Consider the following 19,239-nt stretch of genomic DNA (forward strand, 5'->3'; position numbering starts at 1 on the left):
GAGAAGAAACCGGGGCTCCGCCCCGGACCCCAACGCACCTTCCTCTTACGGGACAAGAGAAAGGCACCACCGCCATGTCCGCACTCCCCCGCCGCGCCTTCGTCCAGGGCGCCGCTGCCGCCACCGTCGTCACCGCGGTCGGCACCACCGCCGCCCACGCCGCCGATCCCGTCACCGTCTCCGCCGAGGGCATCACGCTCGTCGGCAACAGCGACGGCAGCCTGCTGGTCCGGGACGGCTCGGGCGCCGACCGGGTGCTGCTGCCGCACTTCATGATCAAGGACAGCGTCTACGGCCAGCAGCGCACCTGGGGCGGCACTCCTGCCCTCGTCACGCTGTCCGACGGCCGTCCCGCCATCCAGGTCACGTACAAGATGGCCACCTCCGCCGCGGCCGTCACCGTCACCGGAACCTTCGACGTCACCCCGCACAAGGCGCACCTGAAGTGGGAGGTCGGCGGCTCGGCCACCCTTCTGCCCACCGGGTTCATGTTCGCCCGCACGCTGTACGGCACGAGCGCGCCGGAGTCGTACGAGGCGCTGACCGTCTGGCAGCGCGACAGCCGCGGCGGCATCCCGTACGAGGTCAACGCGGGCCGCTCGTACATCGAGAGCTGGGCCGGGACCAAGGGCTTCTTCGTGCTGCCGACCAGCAACCCGGCGTACACGAACACCACCTGGATCCACGCCCCCGGTGCCTCGACGGGCACCACCACGGCCGTCTGCGAGGCGGACTTCGTCCTCGGCGACCTGCGCCCGCGCGCCGCGGGGGCCATCGCCGCCGCCCGGCCGCTGGGCGTGGAGGTGTGGACGGACCAGCCGTTCAACCTGTACCGGGCGGCCGGCCAGGAGATGACGCTGAAGGCCCAGGTGGTCAACGGCGGCCCGGCGGCGAAGGACGTCACCGTCACCTGGTGGGCCCGCGACTTCGCGGGCAACGTGCTGGGCAGCGACACGCGGACGCAGACCGTGGCCGCCGGCTCCGGCTGGGACACGTCCTTCACCCTGGCCTCGCCGACGCAGGGCATCGTCTTCACCGAGGTCGAGGCCGTCGCGGGCGACGACCGGGCGCTGGCCCGCACCAACCTCTCCGTCCTCCCGGACTTCGCCTACCGGGCGGGCGCCGAGTCGATGTTCGGCATCTCCAACTACCCCTGGCTGCTGAAGCCGGGCAAGGACGAGGTCCTGGCCCTGCTGAAGACCCTCGGCATCAAGTGGATCCGCATCGCCTACGCCGGCGCCCCCGGCATCGACACCGCGACCCTCGACGCGGCGGGCATCGGCCACAACGTCGAGCTGAGCGGCATCCCGGTCGGCGGCTCCGCCGAGCAGATCGCCGCCTGGGCGGACACCGCCGTGGCGCGGGCGCTGGACGCGAAGGCCGTCTACTTCGAGGTGTCCAACGAGGTCAACCAGCCCTGGATGTCCGGCCGCGGCGCCGACGCGTACGTCCGAGACGGGCTGAAGCAGGTCACCGACCGGCTGGCGGCAGCGGGCTCGCAGATGAAGGTGATGAACGCCGGGCTCGGCGGCATGGACTACGTCTGGACGGAGAACTTCCGAGCCGCGGGCGGCTGGGACCTCATCGACGTCTTCGCCTTCCACCCCGGCCGCGGCAACTTCGTCCCCGACTACGCCCCGGCGCCCGAGGAGTGGACGCAGGGCTCCACCGGCGTCTACTGGAACTTCCTCGGCGCGCTGCGCAAGGCCCGCCAGGTGGTCGACGAGTACGGCGGCGACAAGGAGATCTGGCTGACCGAGGCGTACGCCGCGACCAAGCCGAACGCCTGGTGGACCGACACCTACCGGCACGCCGCCGAGAACGTGCTGCTGCAGCTCGCGCTCGCCAAGTCCGAGGGGGTGCGCGGCGTCAACTGGTACCAGCTGCACGACTCGACGATCCACCATCCCCAGGAGGCCGACCCGGCGAACGTCGAGTACCACCACGGCCTGATGAACCGCGACACCTCCGCCAAGCCCTCGCTGCTGGCTTTCGCCACCGCGGCCCGGGTGCTGGACCAGGCCACGTTCGTCCGCTGGCTGTCCTTCGACGACGAGGAGGTCAAGGGGCTGCTCTTCGACACCCCCGACGGCCCGGTGTCGGTGCTGTGGACCCGTAAGGACGGCTACGTCCTGAACGCCGACCACGGCCCCGACGCCTGGTACGCCACCCCGGAGCCCTGGCTGGACCCGTGGCCGACGAAGACGGACGTGCTGCTGGAGACGGCGGCCACGGGAGGTACCGTCCGGGTGCTGGACTGCATCGGGCAGGAGACCGTGCTGACCGCCGAGGACGACAGGGTCCGGCTGCGCCTGGACGGCGCGCCGCGGGTGGTCTACGGACTGACGGACACGCCGGAGGGCGTCGTCCTGCCGGCGGCGGCGACCGCCGCGGCGATCGACGAGGAGCGCACCGCACGATGAGGAACGAGACGGCCGTCCACGACATCACCGTGATCGGCGGCGGCCTGGCCGGGACCTGCGCGGCCATCGCCGCCGCCCGGCTGGGCAGCCGGGTGGCCCTGGTCACCAACCGGCCCGTGCTCGGCGGCAACTCCTCCAGCGAGGTTCGGGTGTGGGTGGTCGGCGCCACCGGCCACGGGAAGAACCACCACGCCCGCGAGGGCGGCATCATGGGCGAGCTGCTGGTGGAGAACCAGTACCGCAACCCCGACGGCAACCCGTACTACTGGGACGCGGTCGTCCTGGACGCGGTGCGCAACGAGCCGAACATCAGCCTCTATCTGAACACCGACGTCCACGAGGTCGACGCCGAGGGCCCCGAGGACGAGCGCCGCATCACCTCCGTGACCGGCTGGATGATGGGCTCGGAGCGCCGCATCCGGTTCGAGTCGGACCTCTACCTCGACTGCACCGGCGACGGACTCGTCGGCGCGCTGGCCGGCGCCCGGCACCGGATCGGCCGGGAGTCGCGCGCGGAGTACGGCGAGCCGTGGGCGCCCGAGGAGGCCGACGGCATCACGCTCGGCTCGACGCTGCTGTTCTACACCAAGGACGTCGGCCACCCCGTCAAGTACGTACCGCCGTCGTTCGCGAAGGACATCACGCAGACGTCCATCCCCGAGCGCCGCATCATCAAGGCCGGCGACAACGGCTGCGCGTACTGGTGGATCGAGTTCGGCGGCGAGCTGGACACCGTGCACGACAACGAGCGCATCCGCGACGAGCTGTGGTCGGTCATCCACGGCATCTGGGACCACATCAAGAACTCCGGGCGGTTCGACGCGGAGAACATGACGCTGGAGTGGGTGGGCTCGGTCCCCGGCAAGCGCGAGTACCGCCGCTTCCTCGGTGACCACGTCCTCACCCAGCACGACATCCTCGGCCAGACGGAGTTCGACGACCGGGTCGCCTTCGGCGGCTGGTCGATCGACCTGCACCCGGCGCGGGGCATGTACGCCGCGGAGGCGGGCGCCAAGCAGCGGTACGCGGACGGGATCTACCACATCCCGTACCGCTCCCTGTACTCGGTGAACACCGCCAACATGCTGATGGCGGGCCGGGACATCTCCGCCAGCCATGTCGCGTTCGGCTCCACCCGGGTGATGGCCACCTGCGCCACGCTCGGCCAGGCGGCCGGCACGGCGGCGGCGCTGTGCGCCGCCTCGGGGGTCACACCCCGGGAGCTGCCGTACGCCGAGCTGCGGCGCACCCTGCTGCGGGAGGACGCCTCGCTGATCGGGCTGGCCTTCGACGATCCGGCCGAGCTGGCCCGTACGGCCACGGCTTCGGCGTCCTCGGCGCTGGAGACGCTCGCCGTCGAGGAACCGCAGGAGCGGTGGCCGCTGGCGGCGGACGCGGGCATCGTGCTGCCCGCCGACCCGGCGCTGACCGGGCTGTCGCTGCTGGTGGACGCGGCGGACGAGACCGAGCTGGTGGTGGACCTGTACGACCCGGAGCTGGGCCAGAACTATGTGCCGCGCTCCCTGGTCGCCACCGTCAGCGTCCCGGTGCCTGCGGGCGCGAAGCAGTGGGTGGACGTCGGGCTCGTGTGGACGCCGGACACCCCGCGCAACGCCTTCGCCGTGGTCCGCGCCAACGACGGCCTCGCCCTGTACTCGGCCGGGACGGCCGTCCCCGGGGTGCTGTGCTTCACCCGGGTCCCGCTGCGTCCGCAGGACGAGTCGCCGCAGCCGCTGCGCGAGTGGACGGACGCCGGCCTGCTGCGGCGGACGTTCTGCCTGCGGTACGGGCCGACCCGGGCGTACGGGGCGGACAAGGCGCTCGACGGGTACGCCCGGCCGTACGCGGGGCCGCACATGTGGGTGTCGGAGCCGGGTACGGAGGCGCCCTGGCTGCGGCTGGACTGGGCCGAGGAGGTTCCGGTCGGCCGCGTCGAGCTGCTCCTCGACGACGACGTCAACGAGGACCTGATCAACCTCCACCACCACCGCACCCCGTTCGACGTGCTGCCGACGCTGCTGCGCGACTACCGGATCGAGGCCCTGTCCACGTCCGGCGACGGCTGGCAGGAGATCGCCCGGGTGACGGACAACCGGCGCCGCCGGGTCGTCCACGAGCTGCCGCACGCCGTGCGCACGACCGCCCTGCGGGTCGTGGCGGAGGCCACCAACGGGGCGCCGTCCGCGCATATCGTCGCGGTGCGGGTGTACTGAGAAGGGAAGGGGACGGAGATGACCGGACGGGTCCTGGTCACGGGCGCCGCGGGGCGGATCGGCCGGGCGGTGCTGGACCGGCTCGCCGCCGAGGGCGTCGAGGCGCACGCCCTGGTGCTCCAGGACCCGGGCGACCTCCCGGCCCGGCTCACGGTGACGGGTGACGCGGCGAGCGCGGTGGCGGTACGGCACGCCCTCTCCGGGGTGGACGCGGTGATCCACCTCGCGGCGATCCCGACGCCGCAACGGCACGCCCCGCACGAGGTGTTCGCGGTGAACACGCTCTCCACCTTCACGGTGCTGGAGGAGGCGGGCCTCGCGGGGGTCCGCCGGGTCGCGCTGGCCGGCTCCTGGGGCGCCACCGGCCTGCCCTGGACGGCGGACCCCGAACCGCATCCGGCGTACGTGCCGGTGGATGCGGCGCTGCCGGCGCAGGTGGCGGACCCGTACGGGCTGTCGAAGCAGGTCGACGAGGTGACGGCGGCCGCCATGGCCCGCCGGCACGGGATGTCCGTGGTGTGCCTGCGCTACCCGTACATCGGCGGCTTCGACGAACGGCTGCGCGCGCACGCGGCGGCCGTCGAGGCCGATCCGGCGATCGGCGCCCGCGACCTGTGGACGTACCTGGAGGTGCGGGACGCCGCCCGGGCGGCCCTGCTGGCACTGTCGGTGGACGCCCCCGGCGCGCACGTCGTCCATCTCTGCGCGCCCGAGACGCTGGTGACGCACCCGACGGCGGACCTCATGGCCCGCTACCACCCCGGAACGGAGATCCGCCGCCCGCTGCCGGGCCGGACGGCGCCGGTGGACCTGTCGGCGGCGGAGGAACTGCTCGGCTTCCGGGCGCAGTTCGTGCTGTAGGCCGGACGTCGCGGGTCAGCCGAACTGCTTGCGCACCCTCGCCTCGAAGGCGGCGGCGAGCTTCTCGGCTCCGGCCAGGTCCACCCCGGAGTCGTCGTCGTTGAGGGCCGTGGCCACGACCGTGCCGACCCGGAAGACCAGCGCGGCGCCGTGCGGCCCGTACAGGTCGCTCTCGTTGCCGAAGGCGCGCGTGCCGGCGGTCTCGCCGTACATCGACGCCTCCCGGGACACCAGGCCGAACGCGTCGCGCGCGGCGTCCCTGCTCTCGTAGGCGCCGATGCGGAAGACGACCGAGCAGTCGGAGTCGCCGTCGCAGTTCGGCGCGTCCGGGTCCCGGTAGTAGATGTAGCCCGAGGCGGTCATGCCCCGGCACGGCGCGAGTCCCTCGACGTCCTCGTCCTCCACGGCGTCCGACCCGCACTGCGAGGTGACCGCCGCCCGGCCCGTGAAGGCGTGGGCGGTCCCGTCGCTGTTGTCGAGCGGGGCGAGCGGCCCCACGTCCGAAGCCGTCGGCAGGGCGGCCTTCACCTGGGCGGCCGTGAGGACCTGGGTGGGGTCCCCGCCCCGCCGGCCCGTGCTTCCGCCGTTCGCGTCGTCCGCACCGCCGCCGGTGTCCTCGCCGTCGCAGGCCGCGACGGCGAGGAGCACCGACGCCGCCAGCACCCCCCCGTAGCAGTGAACTGCGCATGCTGGCGTCTCCCCCGAGTCGTGAGTGGTCGTTGCACCGCGATTCTCGGCGGCGACCGGAGGGGCTCACCAACACCTTTCGAGGGTGCTCGAATCATCCGCCCGTACGAAGGAGGCGGCCGGCCTCCGCCGTGTGCTGGTAGTAGACGCTCGCCCCCTCGCGGTGGCGGGTGACCAGGCCGCAGCGGTGGAGTCTGCCCAGGTGGTACGAGACGGTGGCGGGGGCCAGGCGGTGGTTGCGGGCCAACTGGGTGGTGGTGCGGGGGCGGGCGACGGCGGCGAGCAGTCTGACGCGGGTCGCCCCCAGGACCTCGGCCAGAGCGGACCGCCCGGGGCGGCGGAGGTCCGGATCGATGCGGCGCATCGGGTAGATGACGGTGGTGGCGCGCTCCCCGAGCGTGTCCTCGCCGACCCCGCAGCCGTCCGTGAGGACGACCGACGGGATGAGGACGACCTCGCGGTCGGCGTACAGGCTGGTCTCGGAGACGTGGACGACGCTGAGGACGTCTTCGTGGAAGTCGACGGTGGGGTGCAGGGCGGTCAGCGCACGGCCGAGGCCCTCACGGGCGGCGAGGATCGCGTGCCGCTCGATGTCGACCTCGGCGCGGGCCCGGACCGTCTCCCACTCCGGCGCGAGCGCGAGGCGCCAGAACAGGGCGAGTTCGTCGGCGGCGAGCCGGGCGCAGTCCTGCTCGCCCCGCTCCAGCAGCCGCAGCAGCCCGTCCAGGCCGGCCGCCCGGCCGTCCCGGTCCGGGTCACCGGCCACGGCCCGCAGTTCGGCGGCGATCCGCTCCGGCGCGGTGGTGGCGACCGCGTGCAGCTCGGCGTCCAGATCCCCCTCGCCGGGGACGGGTGTCAGGAAGTCGGGGACGTACGAGCCGCAGGCGCCGTACAGCGCCGGCAGCAGCCGCAGGCCGGGAACGTCCCGCGCGACGACGCGACTGGTCCACGGCGTCCGGGTCATCGTCCAGGCCGGTGACCACTTGTGCCGCATGAGGACGGACGCCTCCAGCAGCGGCGAGGGCGCGAAACGGATGGAGGCGAGGGCCCCCGCGGTCAGCCGGATCCGGTACATGTGGTTCTCGCCCCCTGTCACCCGGCAGCATGCCCGACGGCCGGGGAACTCCGCCGTACCGGCCCCCGGTTCACGGCGTCGCGCCCGCCGCCCGGCGCGCACGGTAAAGTCCGGCCATGTCGATGCCTGGGGGACAACCCAACCCTTATCAGCAGCCTCCGCCCATACCCGCGCAGCCGCCCGCGATGCCCGGCCACCCGCCGACCGTGGCCGTGCCCGCCGAGCCGCCGTACCCGCAACAGCAGCAGCCCGCACCGGGGTTCGGGGCGCCGGCGCCCTTCCCGCAGCCCCCGGGGCCGCCGCAGCCCGGCGGACGGCGCGGGCGCGGGGTGCTCTGGGCGCTGGTGGGCGCGCTCGTCGCGTCCGCCGCCTGGGCCGGGGGCCTCTTCGCCACCGGGAACCTGACCTTCCTCACCGGTCCGGACCTGGGCGGCTACGCCTACACCAAGGACCTGTGCAAAGAGACGGACCTGAAGCCCTTCGAGAAGAACGGCCTGACCCTGCAGGAGTCCACCTCCGAGGACTCCCCCAACCCCCAGCCCCGCTCGCTCACCCACGCCGACCTGGACAGCATGCAGTGCCAGGTCGCGTTCGACGCGGGCACGCCCGGCACCGACGGGCTGCCGTCCAGCAGCCGGCTGTATCTGACGGCGGAGCGCCACAAGGCGACCGATCCGGGGCCGGAGTTCACCGCCCGGCAGCAGCACTGGAAGCAGTACTCCGACGACGAGTACACCTACTCGGTGAAGCCGGTATCCGGCGTCGGCGACGAGGCGTACCTGATCACGTACAAGAGCAAGGACGGCACTGCCTCCGGCTCCGGGGACGCGTGGGTCGTGCTCGCGGTGCGGGACGGCTGGCTGACGTACGAGTCGACGTTCAGCCAGTACCTCAGCGACAGCACGACCGGCGGTCCGGACCAGATCGACGACGCCAAGGCCGCCAGGATGCTCCAGGACAGCGCGGAGTCGAGCCTGGCGAAGCTCCGCGACTGACGCGTCGTGTCAGGCGGTGCCGCGTCACGTCAGGCGGTGCCGGGTCCACCACAGGCAGAACGCGGTCAGGAGGGCCGCGAGCGTCAGGAGCAGGCCCGTCTCCGCCCACTGCAGGGGCCAGAAGTGGGCGGAGGGGTGGTAGGTGACGCGCTGTTGGAGGCCGAGGCCGGCCAGCCAGTCGCGGCAGGGCCCGACCGCCCCGTCCGGGGCGCAGGCCCGGGGGTCCAGGGGGCCGGTGAAGGGGTGGCCCGACGCGTCGAGGGTCTGGTTGGCCAGCACCCAGCCGTCGTTGTCGGGGACGCGGCCGAGGATCACCGGGGCGCCCGCGTCCCCGCCGAACTGGAGCGCGTCCAGGTCCGTCACGTCCAGCGGGCGCCGGTCGCGGTACGGCGGGACCAGCCGCTCGCGGATCCACCCCTGGGTGGCGTACGCGAGTGCGTAGTAGACGCCGAGCGTCACCGCCATCGCCGGGATCGCCCGTCGTACGACCATGCCCACCGCGACACCGAGGGTGAACGCGAACAGCGCGTACCCGACCGGCACCACGCCCCGCGCGCTGAACTCCTGCGGTGTGATCCGCTCCCCGGTGACGAGGTCGATCCGGTGCGCCCAGGCCGTCACGGCCAGGCTGAGCAGCCCGGCGGTGACCGCCGCCGCGGCGCCCAGCAGCCCCAGTTTGACGGCGAGCCAGCGGGTGCGCGGCACGGACTGGTTCCAGGCGAGCCGGTACGTACCCGTCTCCAGCTCCCGGGCGAGCAGCGGGGCGCCCCAGAAGACGCCGATCAGCAGCGGTACGACGTACATGGCGAGGGTGGCGACGTCGTACGCGACGCCGCCCGCGCCGGACTTCGCCTCCCGCAGGAACGCCTCCCCGGCGGCGCCGCAGTCGGTGCCGCAGACCCTCAGGCCGGAGGCGTCGTACGCGTCGGACACGGCCCCCGCGGTGGCGGCGAGCAGCAGGCCGAGCGCGGCCAGCGCGGCTGCGCCGGCGAGCGCCTGGGTACGGAACTGGCGCCACGCGACCCAGATCACCGCGATCCCTCCAGTACGGGCTCCTCTTCGGCGGCCCGCGGCGCCATGTAGGCCAGCACCAGGTCCTCCAGGGTGAGCCGCTCGACGGTGTGCGAGGGCCCGCCGGCCGGGGTGCCGCCGCGCACGATCAGCGTGGACTGCCGGGCGGTGTGGCTCTCGCGCACCACCTCCGCGCCGGGCGGCAGCACCGCGGGGTCGCCGCGGGCGCCGGTGAGCCGGTAGTGGGAGGCGGTCAGGTCGTCGGCCGCGCCGCAGAGCCGGACCCGGGAGCCGACGAGGACGACGAGGTGGTCGCAGACCCGTTCCAGGTCGGACACCAGATGCGAGGAGAGGATGACGCCGGCGCCGTGTTCGGCGAGGTAGCCCATCAGCGACTGGATGAACTCCCGCCGTGCGAGGGGGTCGAGGCTGGCCACCGGCTCGTCGAGGACGAGGAGTTCGGGCCGCTTGGCCACGGCGAGCGTGAGGGCGAGCTGCGCGCGCTGGCCGCCGGAGAGCCGGCCGGCCTTCTGGCCCGGGTCGAGGCCGAGGCCCGCGATCCGCTCCTCGGCCAGGACCCGGTCCCAACGGGGGTTCGTGCGGGCGCCGTAGCGCAGATGGTCGGCGACGGTCAGCCCCGCGTACACGGGCGTGTCCTGGGCGACGAAACCCACCTTCGCCAGCTGGGCGGAGTCGCGGGCCGGCCGGCCGCCGAGGACCTCGATCCGGCCCGAGGTGGGGGTGAGCAGGCCGACGGCCAGGTGCAACAGCGTGGTCTTGCCCGCGCCGTTGGGGCCGACGAGGCCGACGACCCGGCCGGGCGGGACGGTCAGCGTGCAGTCGGCCAGCGCGGTGCGCCGCCCGTAGCGCTTGGTCAGCCGCTCGGCCCGGAGCACCGGTAACGCCGCTGAGCTCTTCATACGTTCCCCTCCACCATGTCGCGTACCTCGGCCGCTATCAGCGCCTCGATGCTCTCCGCGTCCAGCCCCGCGGCCCGGGCTCTCGTCAGCCAGTCGCGCAGCTCGGCCCGCAGCGGCTCGTGGGCGGCCAGCGACTCGTCGGCCAGGGTGCGGGTGACGAAGGTGCCGACGCCCGGGCGGGCGGCGACCAGTCCGTCGCGTTCCAGCTCCCGGTACGCCTTGAGCACCGTGTTCGGGTTGATCGGCACCTGGCCCACCACGTCCTTCACGGTGGGCAGTTGGTCACCCTCGTGCAGCAGGCCGAGCCGCAGCGCCTGCCTCACCTGGCGGACCAGCTGCAGATACGGGGCGACTCCGGACCGGCCGTCCAGATGGAACTCGATCAACACCCAACCCCATTCCTCTAGTTACCTAGCACTTTAGGGGAATGCGGGCGGGCGGGGTCAAGGGGCGGGAGCCCCCGGAAAGCCCAGAGGGCCGGACCGGAGGTGTCCGGTCCGGCCCTCTGGGGCCGTCAGTGTCGTGGGGCGTCAGCCCACGGCCTTGCGCACCAGGGCGACGATCTGCTTCTCCACCTCGGGCGTCACCTCGGTGACGGCGTAGGCGACCGGCCACATCGCGCCGTCGTCCAGCTTCGCCGGGTCGTTGAAGCCCAGCGTGGCGTAGCGCGCCTTGAACTTGTCGGCGGGCTGGAAGAACAGCACGTTCTTGCCGTCCAGCCAGTACGCCGGCATCCCGTACCAGAGCTTGGGGGCGAGGTCCGGGGCGTTCTCCGTGACGACGGCGTGGATCCGCTCGGCCAGCGCGCGGTCCGCGTCGCCCATCTCGGCGATCTTGGCCAGCAGGTCCTGCTTCGCCTGCTCGGCCTTCTCCGCCTTGGAGCCGCGGCGCGCCTCGGCCTTGAGCTCCTTGGCGTGGTCCTTCATCGCGGCCCGCTCGTCGGCGCTGAACCCCTCGTGCTTGCCGCTGTCCGTACTGGTCATGGCAGTTCCCCCTGGTGCATGTCGGTCCGGGATCTCGGACCGCACCCTATCCGTCAGCACACCGTCCGCGCGTGGTGCGCCGCGCCGATCGCCACCGCGTCGCTGCCGAGGGCGGCGCGCAGGAGCTTCACGGGGTGGCCGCTGACGGGGGGTTCGGCGGCGAGGGACGCCGTGATCGCCGGCTCCAGGAGGTGCCAGGCGCGGGTGACGCCGCCGCCGATCACCACCGTGGTGATGTCGACCAGGCCGGCCGTGACCAGGATGCCCCGCGCGATGCCCGCGCCGGCCGCCGTGAACACGGCCGCCGCGTCCGGGTCGCCGGCGTCGGCCGCCTCGGCCACGCCGTGCGCGGTCGTCACGCGGCCGGTGCGCTCGGCGTAACGGGCGGCGAGGGAACGGCCGGAGGCGAGCGTCTCCAGATGGCCCGTACCGCCGCAGGTGCACGGCAGGTCGCCGAAGCCTGGGATATGGCCGATCTCGCCGGCCGCCCCGTGCGGTCCCACGACCAGCGCGCCGTCCAGCCACAGCGCGCCGCCGACGCCCGTGCCGAGGGTGATGCCGAGCGCGGCGGGCTCTCCCTGGACCGCGCCCCCGCCGACCTCGCCGAGGAGGAAGGCGTTGACGTCGTTGTCGAGGGTGGCGGGGACGCCGAGGGCGTCCTCGACGGTCGCCGTGACGGGGAAGCCCGCCCAGTCGTGGAAGGAGTTGCTGGCGGCGACGATCCGGCCGGTGCGGGTGTCGACGACACCCGCGGCCCCCACCCCGACGCCGGTCAGGCGGGCGCCGGGTGAGCGGTCGAGGAGCCGCCGGATGCCGTCGACGGCGACGGCGGTCATCGCCGTGCCGCCCTCGGCGGCGGGGGTGGGTGCCTCGACCCGGTCCAGTACGCCGAGGTCCGGCGTGCACAGCAGCACCTGGGTGGTGGTGCCGCCGATGTCGACGCCGGCGACGACGTCGTACGCGGGCGGGTTCATCCGGCGGCCCGCTTCCCGGCGGCGAGCGCGGCCAGCCGCTCCTCGCGCCGCCTGCGCTGCAGCACGGGGTCGGGGACGGGGACGGCCGCGAGCAGCCGCCGGGTGTAGTCGGTCCCGGGGTGCAGCAGGGTCTCCATGGTGGCGCCCTGCTCCTCGATCCGCCCGGCCCGCATCACGACGACGCGCTGGGCGAACTGCTGCACCACGGCCAGGTCGTGCGAGACGAACAGGCAGGCGAAGCCCAGCTCGTCCTGGAGCTCGGAGACGACCTCCAGCACGGTCTGCTGCACGCTCACGTCGAGCGCGCTGGTCGGCTCGTCCGCGACGAGCAGCCGGGGCTGCAGCACCAGCGCCCGCGCCAGGCTGACGCGCTGGCGCTGGCCGCCGGACAGCTCGCGCGGCGCGCGGTCGGCGAGCGCCCGCGGCAGGCGTACCTGCTCCAGCACCTCCTCCACCCGGGCGCGCCGCTCGGCACCGGACATCCGGCGCCGGTGCACGCGCAGCGGTTCGGCGACGCACTCGGCGACGCTCATCCGCGCGTCCAGCGACGCCACCGGGTCCTGCAGCACCACGCCGATGCCGGAGCGCAGTTCGCGCCGGGCGCGGGAGCGGGTGCGGCCGAGGTCGGAGCCGAGCAGGGTGACCGAGCCGGCGGACGGCTTGATCAGGCCCAGCGCGACCCGGGCGGCGGTGGACTTGCCCGAGCCGGACTCGCCGACCAGGCCGACGGTCTCGCCCGGCCGTACGTCGATGGAGACGCCGTCCAGGGCGCGCACCGCGCCGGGCCCGCGGCCGTACACCACAGCGATGTCGGTCAGCGAGACCACGGGCTCGGCGGTGGCGGGCGGCGCGGCCTTGGGCGCGGCGGCAGCCGGTCGCGTCGTCCCCTCCTCTGCCACCGCGAGCCGCGGTACGGCCGCCAGCAGCCGCTTGGTGTAGGCGTGTTCCGGGCGCAGCAGGACGTCCTCGACCGTGCCGGTCTCGACGATCTCGCCCTGCAGCATCACGGCGACGCGGTCGGCGAAGTCGGCGACCACGCCCATGTTGTGGGTGACCAGCAGCACGCCCGTACCGGCCTCGGCGGCGAGCTTTCGCAGCAGGTCCAGGATCTCGGCCTGCACGGTCACGTCGAGGGCGGTGGTGGGCTCGTCGGCGATGAGCAGGCCGGGCTCGTTGGCGATGGCCATGGCGATGACGACGCGCTGGCGCTGGCCGCCGGACAGCTCGAAGGGGTAGGCGGACGCCCGCTTCTCCGGGTCCGGGATGCCGACCTTGCGCAGCAGCTCGACGGCCTCGGCGCGGGCCTCGGCGGCGGTGACGTCGCGGTGGTTGCGGATCACCTCGGCGATCTGCTTCCCGATCCGGGTGAGCGGGTCCAGCGCGGTGGCCGGCTCCTGGAAGACCATGGCGGCGGACTTGCCGCGCAGCCGGCACAGCTCGGCCTCGGTGGCGGCCGCGATATCGGTGCCGCCGATCGCGACGCGGCCCTCGGTACGGGCGTTGCGCGGCAGCAAGCCCATCGTCGCGAAGGCGACGGTGGACTTGCCGGAGCCGGACTCGCCGACCAGGGCGAGCGTCTCGCCGGGCCGCACGTGCAGGGAGACCCCGCGTACGGCCGGTACGTCGCCGGTCTCGGTGGAGAAGGTGACGTTCAGACCGTCGACGTCGAGTACGCGGGTGTCAACGGTGGTGGTCACGAGCGCCCCCTCACGCCGAAGGCGTCGCGCAGGCCGTCACCGACGGCGTTGAACGCGCAGACGACGAGGATCACGGCGAGTCCCGGCGGCAGGATGAGCCACCAGCGGCCGGAGTACGCGGCCGTCAGGCCGGCGGAGAGCATGCCGCCCCAATCTGTAGCGGGAGGCTGGACCCCGAGGCCCAGGTACGAGACGTACGCCACCAGCAGGATCGCGTCGGCGACCTGGAAGGTCGCGGCGACCACGATGGTGGAGACGGAGTTGGGCAGCACGTGCCGGGTGATGGCCCGGGTGTGCGAGCCGCCGATGGCGCGCAGGGTGAGCACGTAGTCGCGGCTCTTGAGGGTGAGCGTCTCGGCCCGGATCAGCCGGGACGGCACCAGCCACGACACGAGGCCGAGGATGAGGACCAGCCCCCACACGCCGGGGGTGGATATCGCGGAGACCACCAGCAGGATGAACAGCGCCGGGATCGCGATGCCGGCGTCCACGACGCGCATCATCACCGCGTCGACCCAGCCGCCCGCGTAGCCGGCGGCGGCGCCCCACAGGGTGCCGATCAGCGTGGCGAGGACGCCCGCCGCGAGGCCCACCAGCAGGGAGACCTTCCCGCCGTACATCAGCCGGCCGACGATGTCGTGGCCGACGGCGTCCGTGCCGAGCCAGTGGGCGCCGCTGGGGCCCTGGTTGGCCTGGTCGAGGGCGGTGTGCGTCTGGTCCGTGTCGTACAGGAACGGGCCGACGAAGCAGAACAGGACGAACAGGACCACGACCGTCAGGCCGATCACGGCCAGCCGGTTGCGGGTGAAGCGGCGCAGCGCGAGGCGGCGGCCGGGGACGGCGGGCGCGGCGTCCTTGGTCAGTACGGCGCTCATGCGCGGCCCTCCTTCACTCGGGGGTCGACGATCCGCTGCACGATGTCGGCGATGAGCGTGCCGACGACGGTCGCGACCGAGATGATCAGGACGCAGCCCAGCAGGACGGGGTAGTCCGAGGACTGGGCGGCGTTCCAGAAGAGCAGCCCCATACCGGGGTAGTTGAACAGCTGCTCGACGACGAGCGCGCCGCCGAAGACCACCGGGACGTAGTAGCCGAGCATCGCCACCACGGGGGTGAGCGAGTTGCGGAACACGTGCCGCCACAGGATCGCGGTCTGCCGGGTGCCGCCGGCGCGGGCGGTGCGGACGTAGTCCTCCTCGAGGTTCTCCAGCGTGGCCGAGCGCATGTAGCGGCTGAACACGGCGATCATCGAGGCGGCGCCCGCGATCACCGGCAGCACCAGCGCGTTCGGCTCGGCGAGTACGTCGGAGAGGGTCTCGCCCTGCGGGGCCTGCGGCGGGAACCAGGGCAGGGTCTGGGTGAAGACCAGGATCAGGATGAGGCCGAGGAAGTACACCGGGGTCGCGTAGGCCACGAAGCTGAGCGTGGTGATCACGTAGTCGGCGGGCTTGTTGCGCCGTACGGCCTGCCACATGCCGAGCGGAATCGCCAGCGCCAGGCCCACCACCGCGGAGAGCACGGTGAGCAGCAGCGTCTTGGGCAGCCGCTGCAGGACCAGGTCCGTGACGGACTCGTTCAGCGTGTACGAGGTGCCGAGGTCGCCGTGCAGCAGCGTGTTCAGGTAGTGCGCGTACTGCACGGGCAGCGACTGGTCGAGGCCCTGCTCGTGGTTGAACGCCGCGATCTGCTGGGCCGTCGCCTGCGGCCCGAGGATGCCGCGGGCGGGGCCGCCGGGCAGGGCGTGGAGCAGACAGAAGACCACCACGGTCACGATGAGGATCACCGCGAGGGCTTGCAGCAACCGCCTTGTGAGGTAAAGGAGGGTAGCCATGTGCTTTCCGGTGGGACTTGCCGGGTGGGAGCCGGCGGGGGGTGCCGGAGATCCGGCGGGGAGGGTGATGCCCTCCCTGCCCGGTGGTCCGGGCGGGAGGGTGGTGCCCTCCCCGTCCGCGGCCGCGTGGGCGAAGCGGGTGGGCCGCCGGGACGGCCGCGGACGGGGAGGAGTCGCGGAGAGGAGTCAGAGCCGGGGGCTCACTTGCTCCACTTCCACTGCGCGGGGTGGAAGTTGGCGAGGGAGTCCTGGGCGAAGGTCTCCAGCCCGCTCTTCAGCACCGAGACCTGGTAGACCGGCTCGGGCAGCCAGATCACCGGCAGGTCCTTGGCGAGGGCCGCACTGTAGTCCTGCATGGCCTTCGGGTCGTTCGAGGTGTTGGTGGCCTCGATCAGCTTGTCCACCTCGGGGTTGGCGTAGCTGCCGAAGTTGGAGCCGCCGTCGCTCTGGAAGAGCGAGTCACCGGTCGGGTAGGCCGGGAAGTACCAGCTGCCGGCGGTGCCGAAGTAGGACAGCTGCCACTTGCAGACCGCCTGGTCGGTGGTGCAGGTCGGGGTCTGCGACAGCACCGAGTTGACCGGCGCGGTCTTGATCGAGAAGCCGATGCCGGACTTGGCGAGCGACGACTGGATCGCGCTCATCATGTTGTCGGTCACGGACGAGCCGGACTGCGACAGCACCTGCATCTTGAACTCGGTGCCCTCCTTGACGCCCTCGCCGCACTGCGCGGCGCCGGTGCCCGGAGCGGTGCACACCATGACCCCGCCCTTCTCCGTCCAGCCGTGCGAGGTCAGCAGCTCGCGGGCCTTGTCGTTGGAGAACGGGTAGGGGTTGTCCTTCTGCTCCTGGGAGAGGAAGTCCGACTCCTGGCCCTGCGGGATCGGCCCGTAACCCTCGACGGCGGTGCCGTTGAAGATCACCTTGGCCAGCTCCGGCTGGTTGATGGAGTGCTGGATGGCCTGGCGCGCGTACAGCTGCTTGAAGACCGGCCCCATGGTGGGGTTGTTGAAGTTCAGCGGCATGTACGTGATGGCCCAGCCGCTCCACGGCTTCACCGTGTAGCCCTGGCCCGTGAAGGAGTCCTTCTGGTCCAGGTCGGTCACGTCGATGTAGCCGTAGTCGACCTGGCCGGCGCGCACCGCGTTCTTCTCGGCGTCCGAGGTGGTGAACGGCAGCAGGTTGACCGTGGTGATGTCGGCCTTGTCGCCGCCGTCGTACTTCTTGTTGGCGGTGAGGGAGACCTTGCCGGAGGTGGAGAAGGACTTCAGCGCGTACGGGCCGCTGACCGTCTTCCACAGCGGGTTCTTCTCGTAGTCCGCGATGGACTTGGCCTCGGTGTTGAGGTACGTCCAGACCTTCTTCGCGCCCTCGGGGGTGCGGTCGGCGTCCGCGACGGCCTCGGCGTCGGAGGTCTTGTCCCAGACGTGCTGCGGCAGCGGCTTGATGTTGTTGAGCTGGTTGGCCAGCATCCACTGCGCGTTGTACGCCTTGTCGAAGGCGATGGTGAAGGTGTGCTCGTCGACGACCTTCAGCGAGGTCCAGTTGTCCGGGTTCTTGCCCGGGCTGTAGCCGGCCCACTGGTCCTTGTTCGCCTTGATCAGGTTGAACCAGAACTCCACGTCGCGGGACGTGATCGGCTTGCCGTCGCTCCAGTGGCGGTCACCGAGGGTGATGGTGACGCTCTTGTTGTCGGCGGCGAACTTCGCGTCCGTGGCGACGGAGGCGTCCTTGTTCCACTCCACCTTGCCGGTCGAGCCGTCGTACGAGACGAGGGGCTCCCAGAGGGTGGAGGTGATCGAGGAGTTGTTGGTGTTGAGGTGCGCCGCGGTGCCGATCGGCAGGATCCAGTTCGGCGTGAAGTTCGCGGGCAGCGCGTAATTGATCTCGTCCTTCGAGCCACCGGCCGAGGAGCCGCTGCCGGATCCGCCACAGGCGGAAAGCAGGGTTCCGGCGGAAACGGCGGCCGCCGTGGCGAGCACCCATCGGCGACGCCGCGCCACATTGCGTACAGGCGACATGATTCTCCTAGCTGTGAAGAGCCCGTCACATCCCGTTGCGGAGGGCCCGCCCGACGGATGCACGCTGAAAGTAGATGCCGGGTCGGCGTTGAAAAAACAGGGGTGCCCGATAACAAATCCATTTCTTCGAAACTGCAGAAAGGGGGGCGGGGGGCGGATGAACGGCATCTGACCTGCGATTTTGCTGCTTCAACTTGCTTCGACTTGATTCGGGGCCGGACCGCGTGCCGTACCTCACAGCCAGATCCCGGCGTGATCTGCCTAATATCCTGAGCGTCGACCAGGCCCTCCGAAAGTTGCTTTCTCCATGACTGCAAAAAGCTCCGCGCAGCGGTCCGGCGGAACCGCGCCGCCCGCGCTGTCGACGCGTGTGCTGGAACTCATCGCGTCCGGACAGGCCACCTCCCGCACCGAGTTGGCGGAGATCCTGGGGGCCGCGCCCTCCACCATCTCGCTGACCGTGGGCCAGCTCCTGGAGCGCGGGATCGTCGCCGAGCAGGGCACCCGCTCCTCCACCGGCGGCCGGCCGCGCAAGGTGCTGCGGCTGGGCAGCGACGACGAGTTCGCGCTCGGCGCCGACCTCGGCGGCCGGCACGCGCGGATCGGCGTGGTGCTGCCCGGCGGGATCCTCGCCGGCGCGTCGAACGTGCCGTTCGCCATCGCCGACGGGCCCGAGCAGGCCCTGACGAAGCTCGCGGTCACGCTCCGTGCACTCGCCGAGCAGCGCGGAACGCAGCTGCTGCGCGGCGTCGGCTTCTCCCTGCCCGGCCCGGTGGACGTCGGCGCCGGCACGGTGACGCTGCCCTCACGCATGCCCGGCTGGAACGGCTTCCCCGTCGCCGCGTGGCTGGAGGACCACTTCCAGGTCCCGGCCGCGGTGGACAACGACGCCAACTGCATGGCCGTCGGCGAGCACGCCGCCCGGCACGGCGAGCAGCGCCAGTCGATCACCGTCAAGATCGGCTCGGCCATCGGCGCCGGCGTGATCGTGGACGGCCGGCTGTACCGGGGCGCGACCGGCGCCGCCGGGGACATCACGCACGTGCGCATCGAGGAGGCGGGCGACCGCTTCTGCTCGTGCGGCAACACGGGCTGTCTGGAGACGGTGGCGTCCGGCGCCGCCCTGGTGCGGATCCTGCGCGAGCGCGGCGCCGACGTCAGCTCGCCGGGCGACGTCGTACGGCTGGCGACCGAGGCCGATCCGGAGGCCACCCGGGCGGTACGCCAGGCGGGCAAGGCGCTGGGCACGGTCCTGTCGGCGAACGTCAACTTCTTCAACCCGGACGCGGTGTACCTCGGCGGCATCCTGTCCACCCTGGAGCCGTTCGTGGCCGCCGTACGCGGTCAGCTCTACGACGGCTGCCATCCGCTGGTGACCAAGCACCTGGTGATCGAGCGCACGATGCTCGGCCGGGACGCGGGGCTGGTCGGAGCGGGCCAGTTCGCGCTGCAGCGGGCGCTGCGGCGGACCCTGTCGGCGAGCGCGTGACGCCGCCTCTTTGCTGCGGTACGCCGCCTCTTCCCGGTGATACGCCGCCTCTTCCCGTGAAC

The 19,239-nt window shown here is 72.4% G+C and carries 16 protein-coding genes; 5 read left to right on the top strand and 11 right to left on the bottom strand.

Features of this window, described 5'->3' with window-relative positions; translation table 11 throughout:
* Positions 1 to 74 precede the first annotated feature (74 nt).
* The 3 genes from AB0M28_RS03985 to AB0M28_RS03995 are packed head-to-tail and all read left to right on the top strand — an operon-like array spanning position 75 to position 5,497.
* Positions 75 to 2,423: a hypothetical protein gene (locus AB0M28_RS03985; protein WP_365397288.1), complete on the top strand. Its 2,349-nt coding sequence runs from the start codon at positions 75 to 77 to the stop codon at positions 2,421 to 2,423.
* Positions 2,420 to 4,636 (top strand): FAD-dependent oxidoreductase, encoded by a 2,217-nt coding sequence (locus tag AB0M28_RS03990; RefSeq protein ID WP_365397291.1) that lies wholly within the window; start codon positions 2,420 to 2,422, stop codon positions 4,634 to 4,636. Before AB0M28_RS03985 ends, AB0M28_RS03990 begins: the two co-directional genes overlap by 4 nt.
* An 18-nt stretch (positions 4,637 to 4,654) precedes the next feature.
* Complete coding sequence (locus AB0M28_RS03995) at positions 4,655 to 5,497, top strand: NAD(P)-dependent oxidoreductase (protein ID WP_365397294.1); 843 nt, start codon at positions 4,655 to 4,657, stop codon at positions 5,495 to 5,497.
* Between the two features lie 15 nt (positions 5,498 to 5,512).
* On the opposite strand, the gene AB0M28_RS04000 is transcribed toward AB0M28_RS03995, so the two are convergent.
* Positions 5,513 to 6,160: a hypothetical protein gene (locus tag AB0M28_RS04000; RefSeq protein WP_365397297.1), complete on the bottom strand. Its 648-nt coding sequence runs from the start codon at positions 6,158 to 6,160 to the stop codon at positions 5,513 to 5,515.
* Positions 6,161 to 6,278: 118 nt separating this feature from the next.
* Positions 6,279 to 7,259: a helix-turn-helix domain-containing protein gene (locus AB0M28_RS04005; RefSeq protein WP_365397300.1), complete on the bottom strand. Its 981-nt coding sequence runs from the start codon at positions 7,257 to 7,259 to the stop codon at positions 6,279 to 6,281.
* A gap of 116 nt (positions 7,260 to 7,375) precedes the next feature.
* Here AB0M28_RS04005 and AB0M28_RS04010 point away from each other — a divergent pair, with 116 nt between their 5' ends.
* The gene (locus AB0M28_RS04010) at positions 7,376 to 8,254 is read left to right on the top strand and encodes a hypothetical protein (protein ID WP_365397303.1); all 879 of its coding nucleotides are present in this window, start codon (positions 7,376 to 7,378) and stop codon (positions 8,252 to 8,254) included.
* A 24-nt stretch (positions 8,255 to 8,278) separates the two neighbouring features.
* Here the strand turns inward: AB0M28_RS04010 and AB0M28_RS04015 are convergent, their stop codons facing one another.
* The 9 genes from AB0M28_RS04015 to AB0M28_RS04055 form a co-directional block, all read right to left on the bottom strand.
* A complete protein-coding gene (locus AB0M28_RS04015) occupies positions 8,279 to 9,286 on the bottom strand; it encodes a transporter (protein ID WP_365397306.1) in 1,008 nt (335 codons plus the stop codon).
* Entirely contained in the window at positions 9,283 to 10,185 is a 903-nt protein-coding gene (locus AB0M28_RS04020) for an ABC transporter ATP-binding protein (RefSeq protein ID WP_365397309.1), read from the bottom strand. Before AB0M28_RS04020 ends, AB0M28_RS04015 begins: the two co-directional genes overlap by 4 nt.
* On the bottom strand, positions 10,182 to 10,571 hold the full coding sequence (locus tag AB0M28_RS04025; protein ID WP_365397472.1) for a GntR family transcriptional regulator: 390 nt from the start codon (positions 10,569 to 10,571) through the stop codon (positions 10,182 to 10,184). The genes AB0M28_RS04020 and AB0M28_RS04025 overlap by 4 nt, the downstream gene beginning before the upstream one ends.
* Before the next feature lie 144 nt (positions 10,572 to 10,715).
* Positions 10,716 to 11,168 carry a DUF1801 domain-containing protein gene (locus AB0M28_RS04030; RefSeq protein WP_365397312.1) on the bottom strand — a complete coding sequence of 151 codons (453 nt, stop codon included), beginning with the start codon at positions 11,166 to 11,168 and terminating at the stop codon, positions 10,716 to 10,718.
* Between the two features lie 53 nt (positions 11,169 to 11,221).
* Positions 11,222 to 12,142 (bottom strand): ROK family protein, encoded by a 921-nt coding sequence (locus tag AB0M28_RS04035; RefSeq protein ID WP_365397315.1) that lies wholly within the window; start codon positions 12,140 to 12,142, stop codon positions 11,222 to 11,224.
* The gene (locus AB0M28_RS04040; RefSeq protein ID WP_365397318.1) at positions 12,139 to 13,839 is read right to left on the bottom strand and encodes an ABC transporter ATP-binding protein; all 1,701 of its coding nucleotides are present in this window, start codon (positions 13,837 to 13,839) and stop codon (positions 12,139 to 12,141) included. Before AB0M28_RS04040 ends, AB0M28_RS04035 begins: the two co-directional genes overlap by 4 nt.
* The gene (locus AB0M28_RS04045; protein ID WP_365397321.1) at positions 13,836 to 14,714 is read right to left on the bottom strand and encodes an ABC transporter permease; all 879 of its coding nucleotides are present in this window, start codon (positions 14,712 to 14,714) and stop codon (positions 13,836 to 13,838) included. Before AB0M28_RS04045 ends, AB0M28_RS04040 begins: the two co-directional genes overlap by 4 nt.
* Positions 14,711 to 15,670, bottom strand: coding sequence for an ABC transporter permease (locus AB0M28_RS04050; protein WP_365397324.1), 960 nt, complete (start codon positions 15,668 to 15,670; stop codon positions 14,711 to 14,713). The genes AB0M28_RS04045 and AB0M28_RS04050 overlap by 4 nt, the downstream gene beginning before the upstream one ends.
* A 200-nt stretch (positions 15,671 to 15,870) precedes the next feature.
* Positions 15,871 to 17,688, bottom strand: coding sequence for a peptide ABC transporter substrate-binding protein (locus AB0M28_RS04055; protein WP_365397327.1), 1,818 nt, complete (start codon positions 17,686 to 17,688; stop codon positions 15,871 to 15,873).
* 307 nt (positions 17,689 to 17,995) lie between these two features.
* On the opposite strand from AB0M28_RS04055, the gene AB0M28_RS04060 reads away from it, so the two are divergent.
* Complete coding sequence (locus AB0M28_RS04060; protein ID WP_365397330.1) at positions 17,996 to 19,177, top strand: ROK family protein; 1,182 nt, start codon at positions 17,996 to 17,998, stop codon at positions 19,175 to 19,177.
* Positions 19,178 to 19,239 lie beyond the last annotated feature (62 nt).

The sequence above is a fragment of the Streptomyces sp. NPDC051940 genome (assembly GCF_040680895.1).
In the GTDB taxonomy this organism is placed as follows: domain Bacteria; phylum Actinomycetota; class Actinomycetes; order Streptomycetales; family Streptomycetaceae; genus Streptomyces.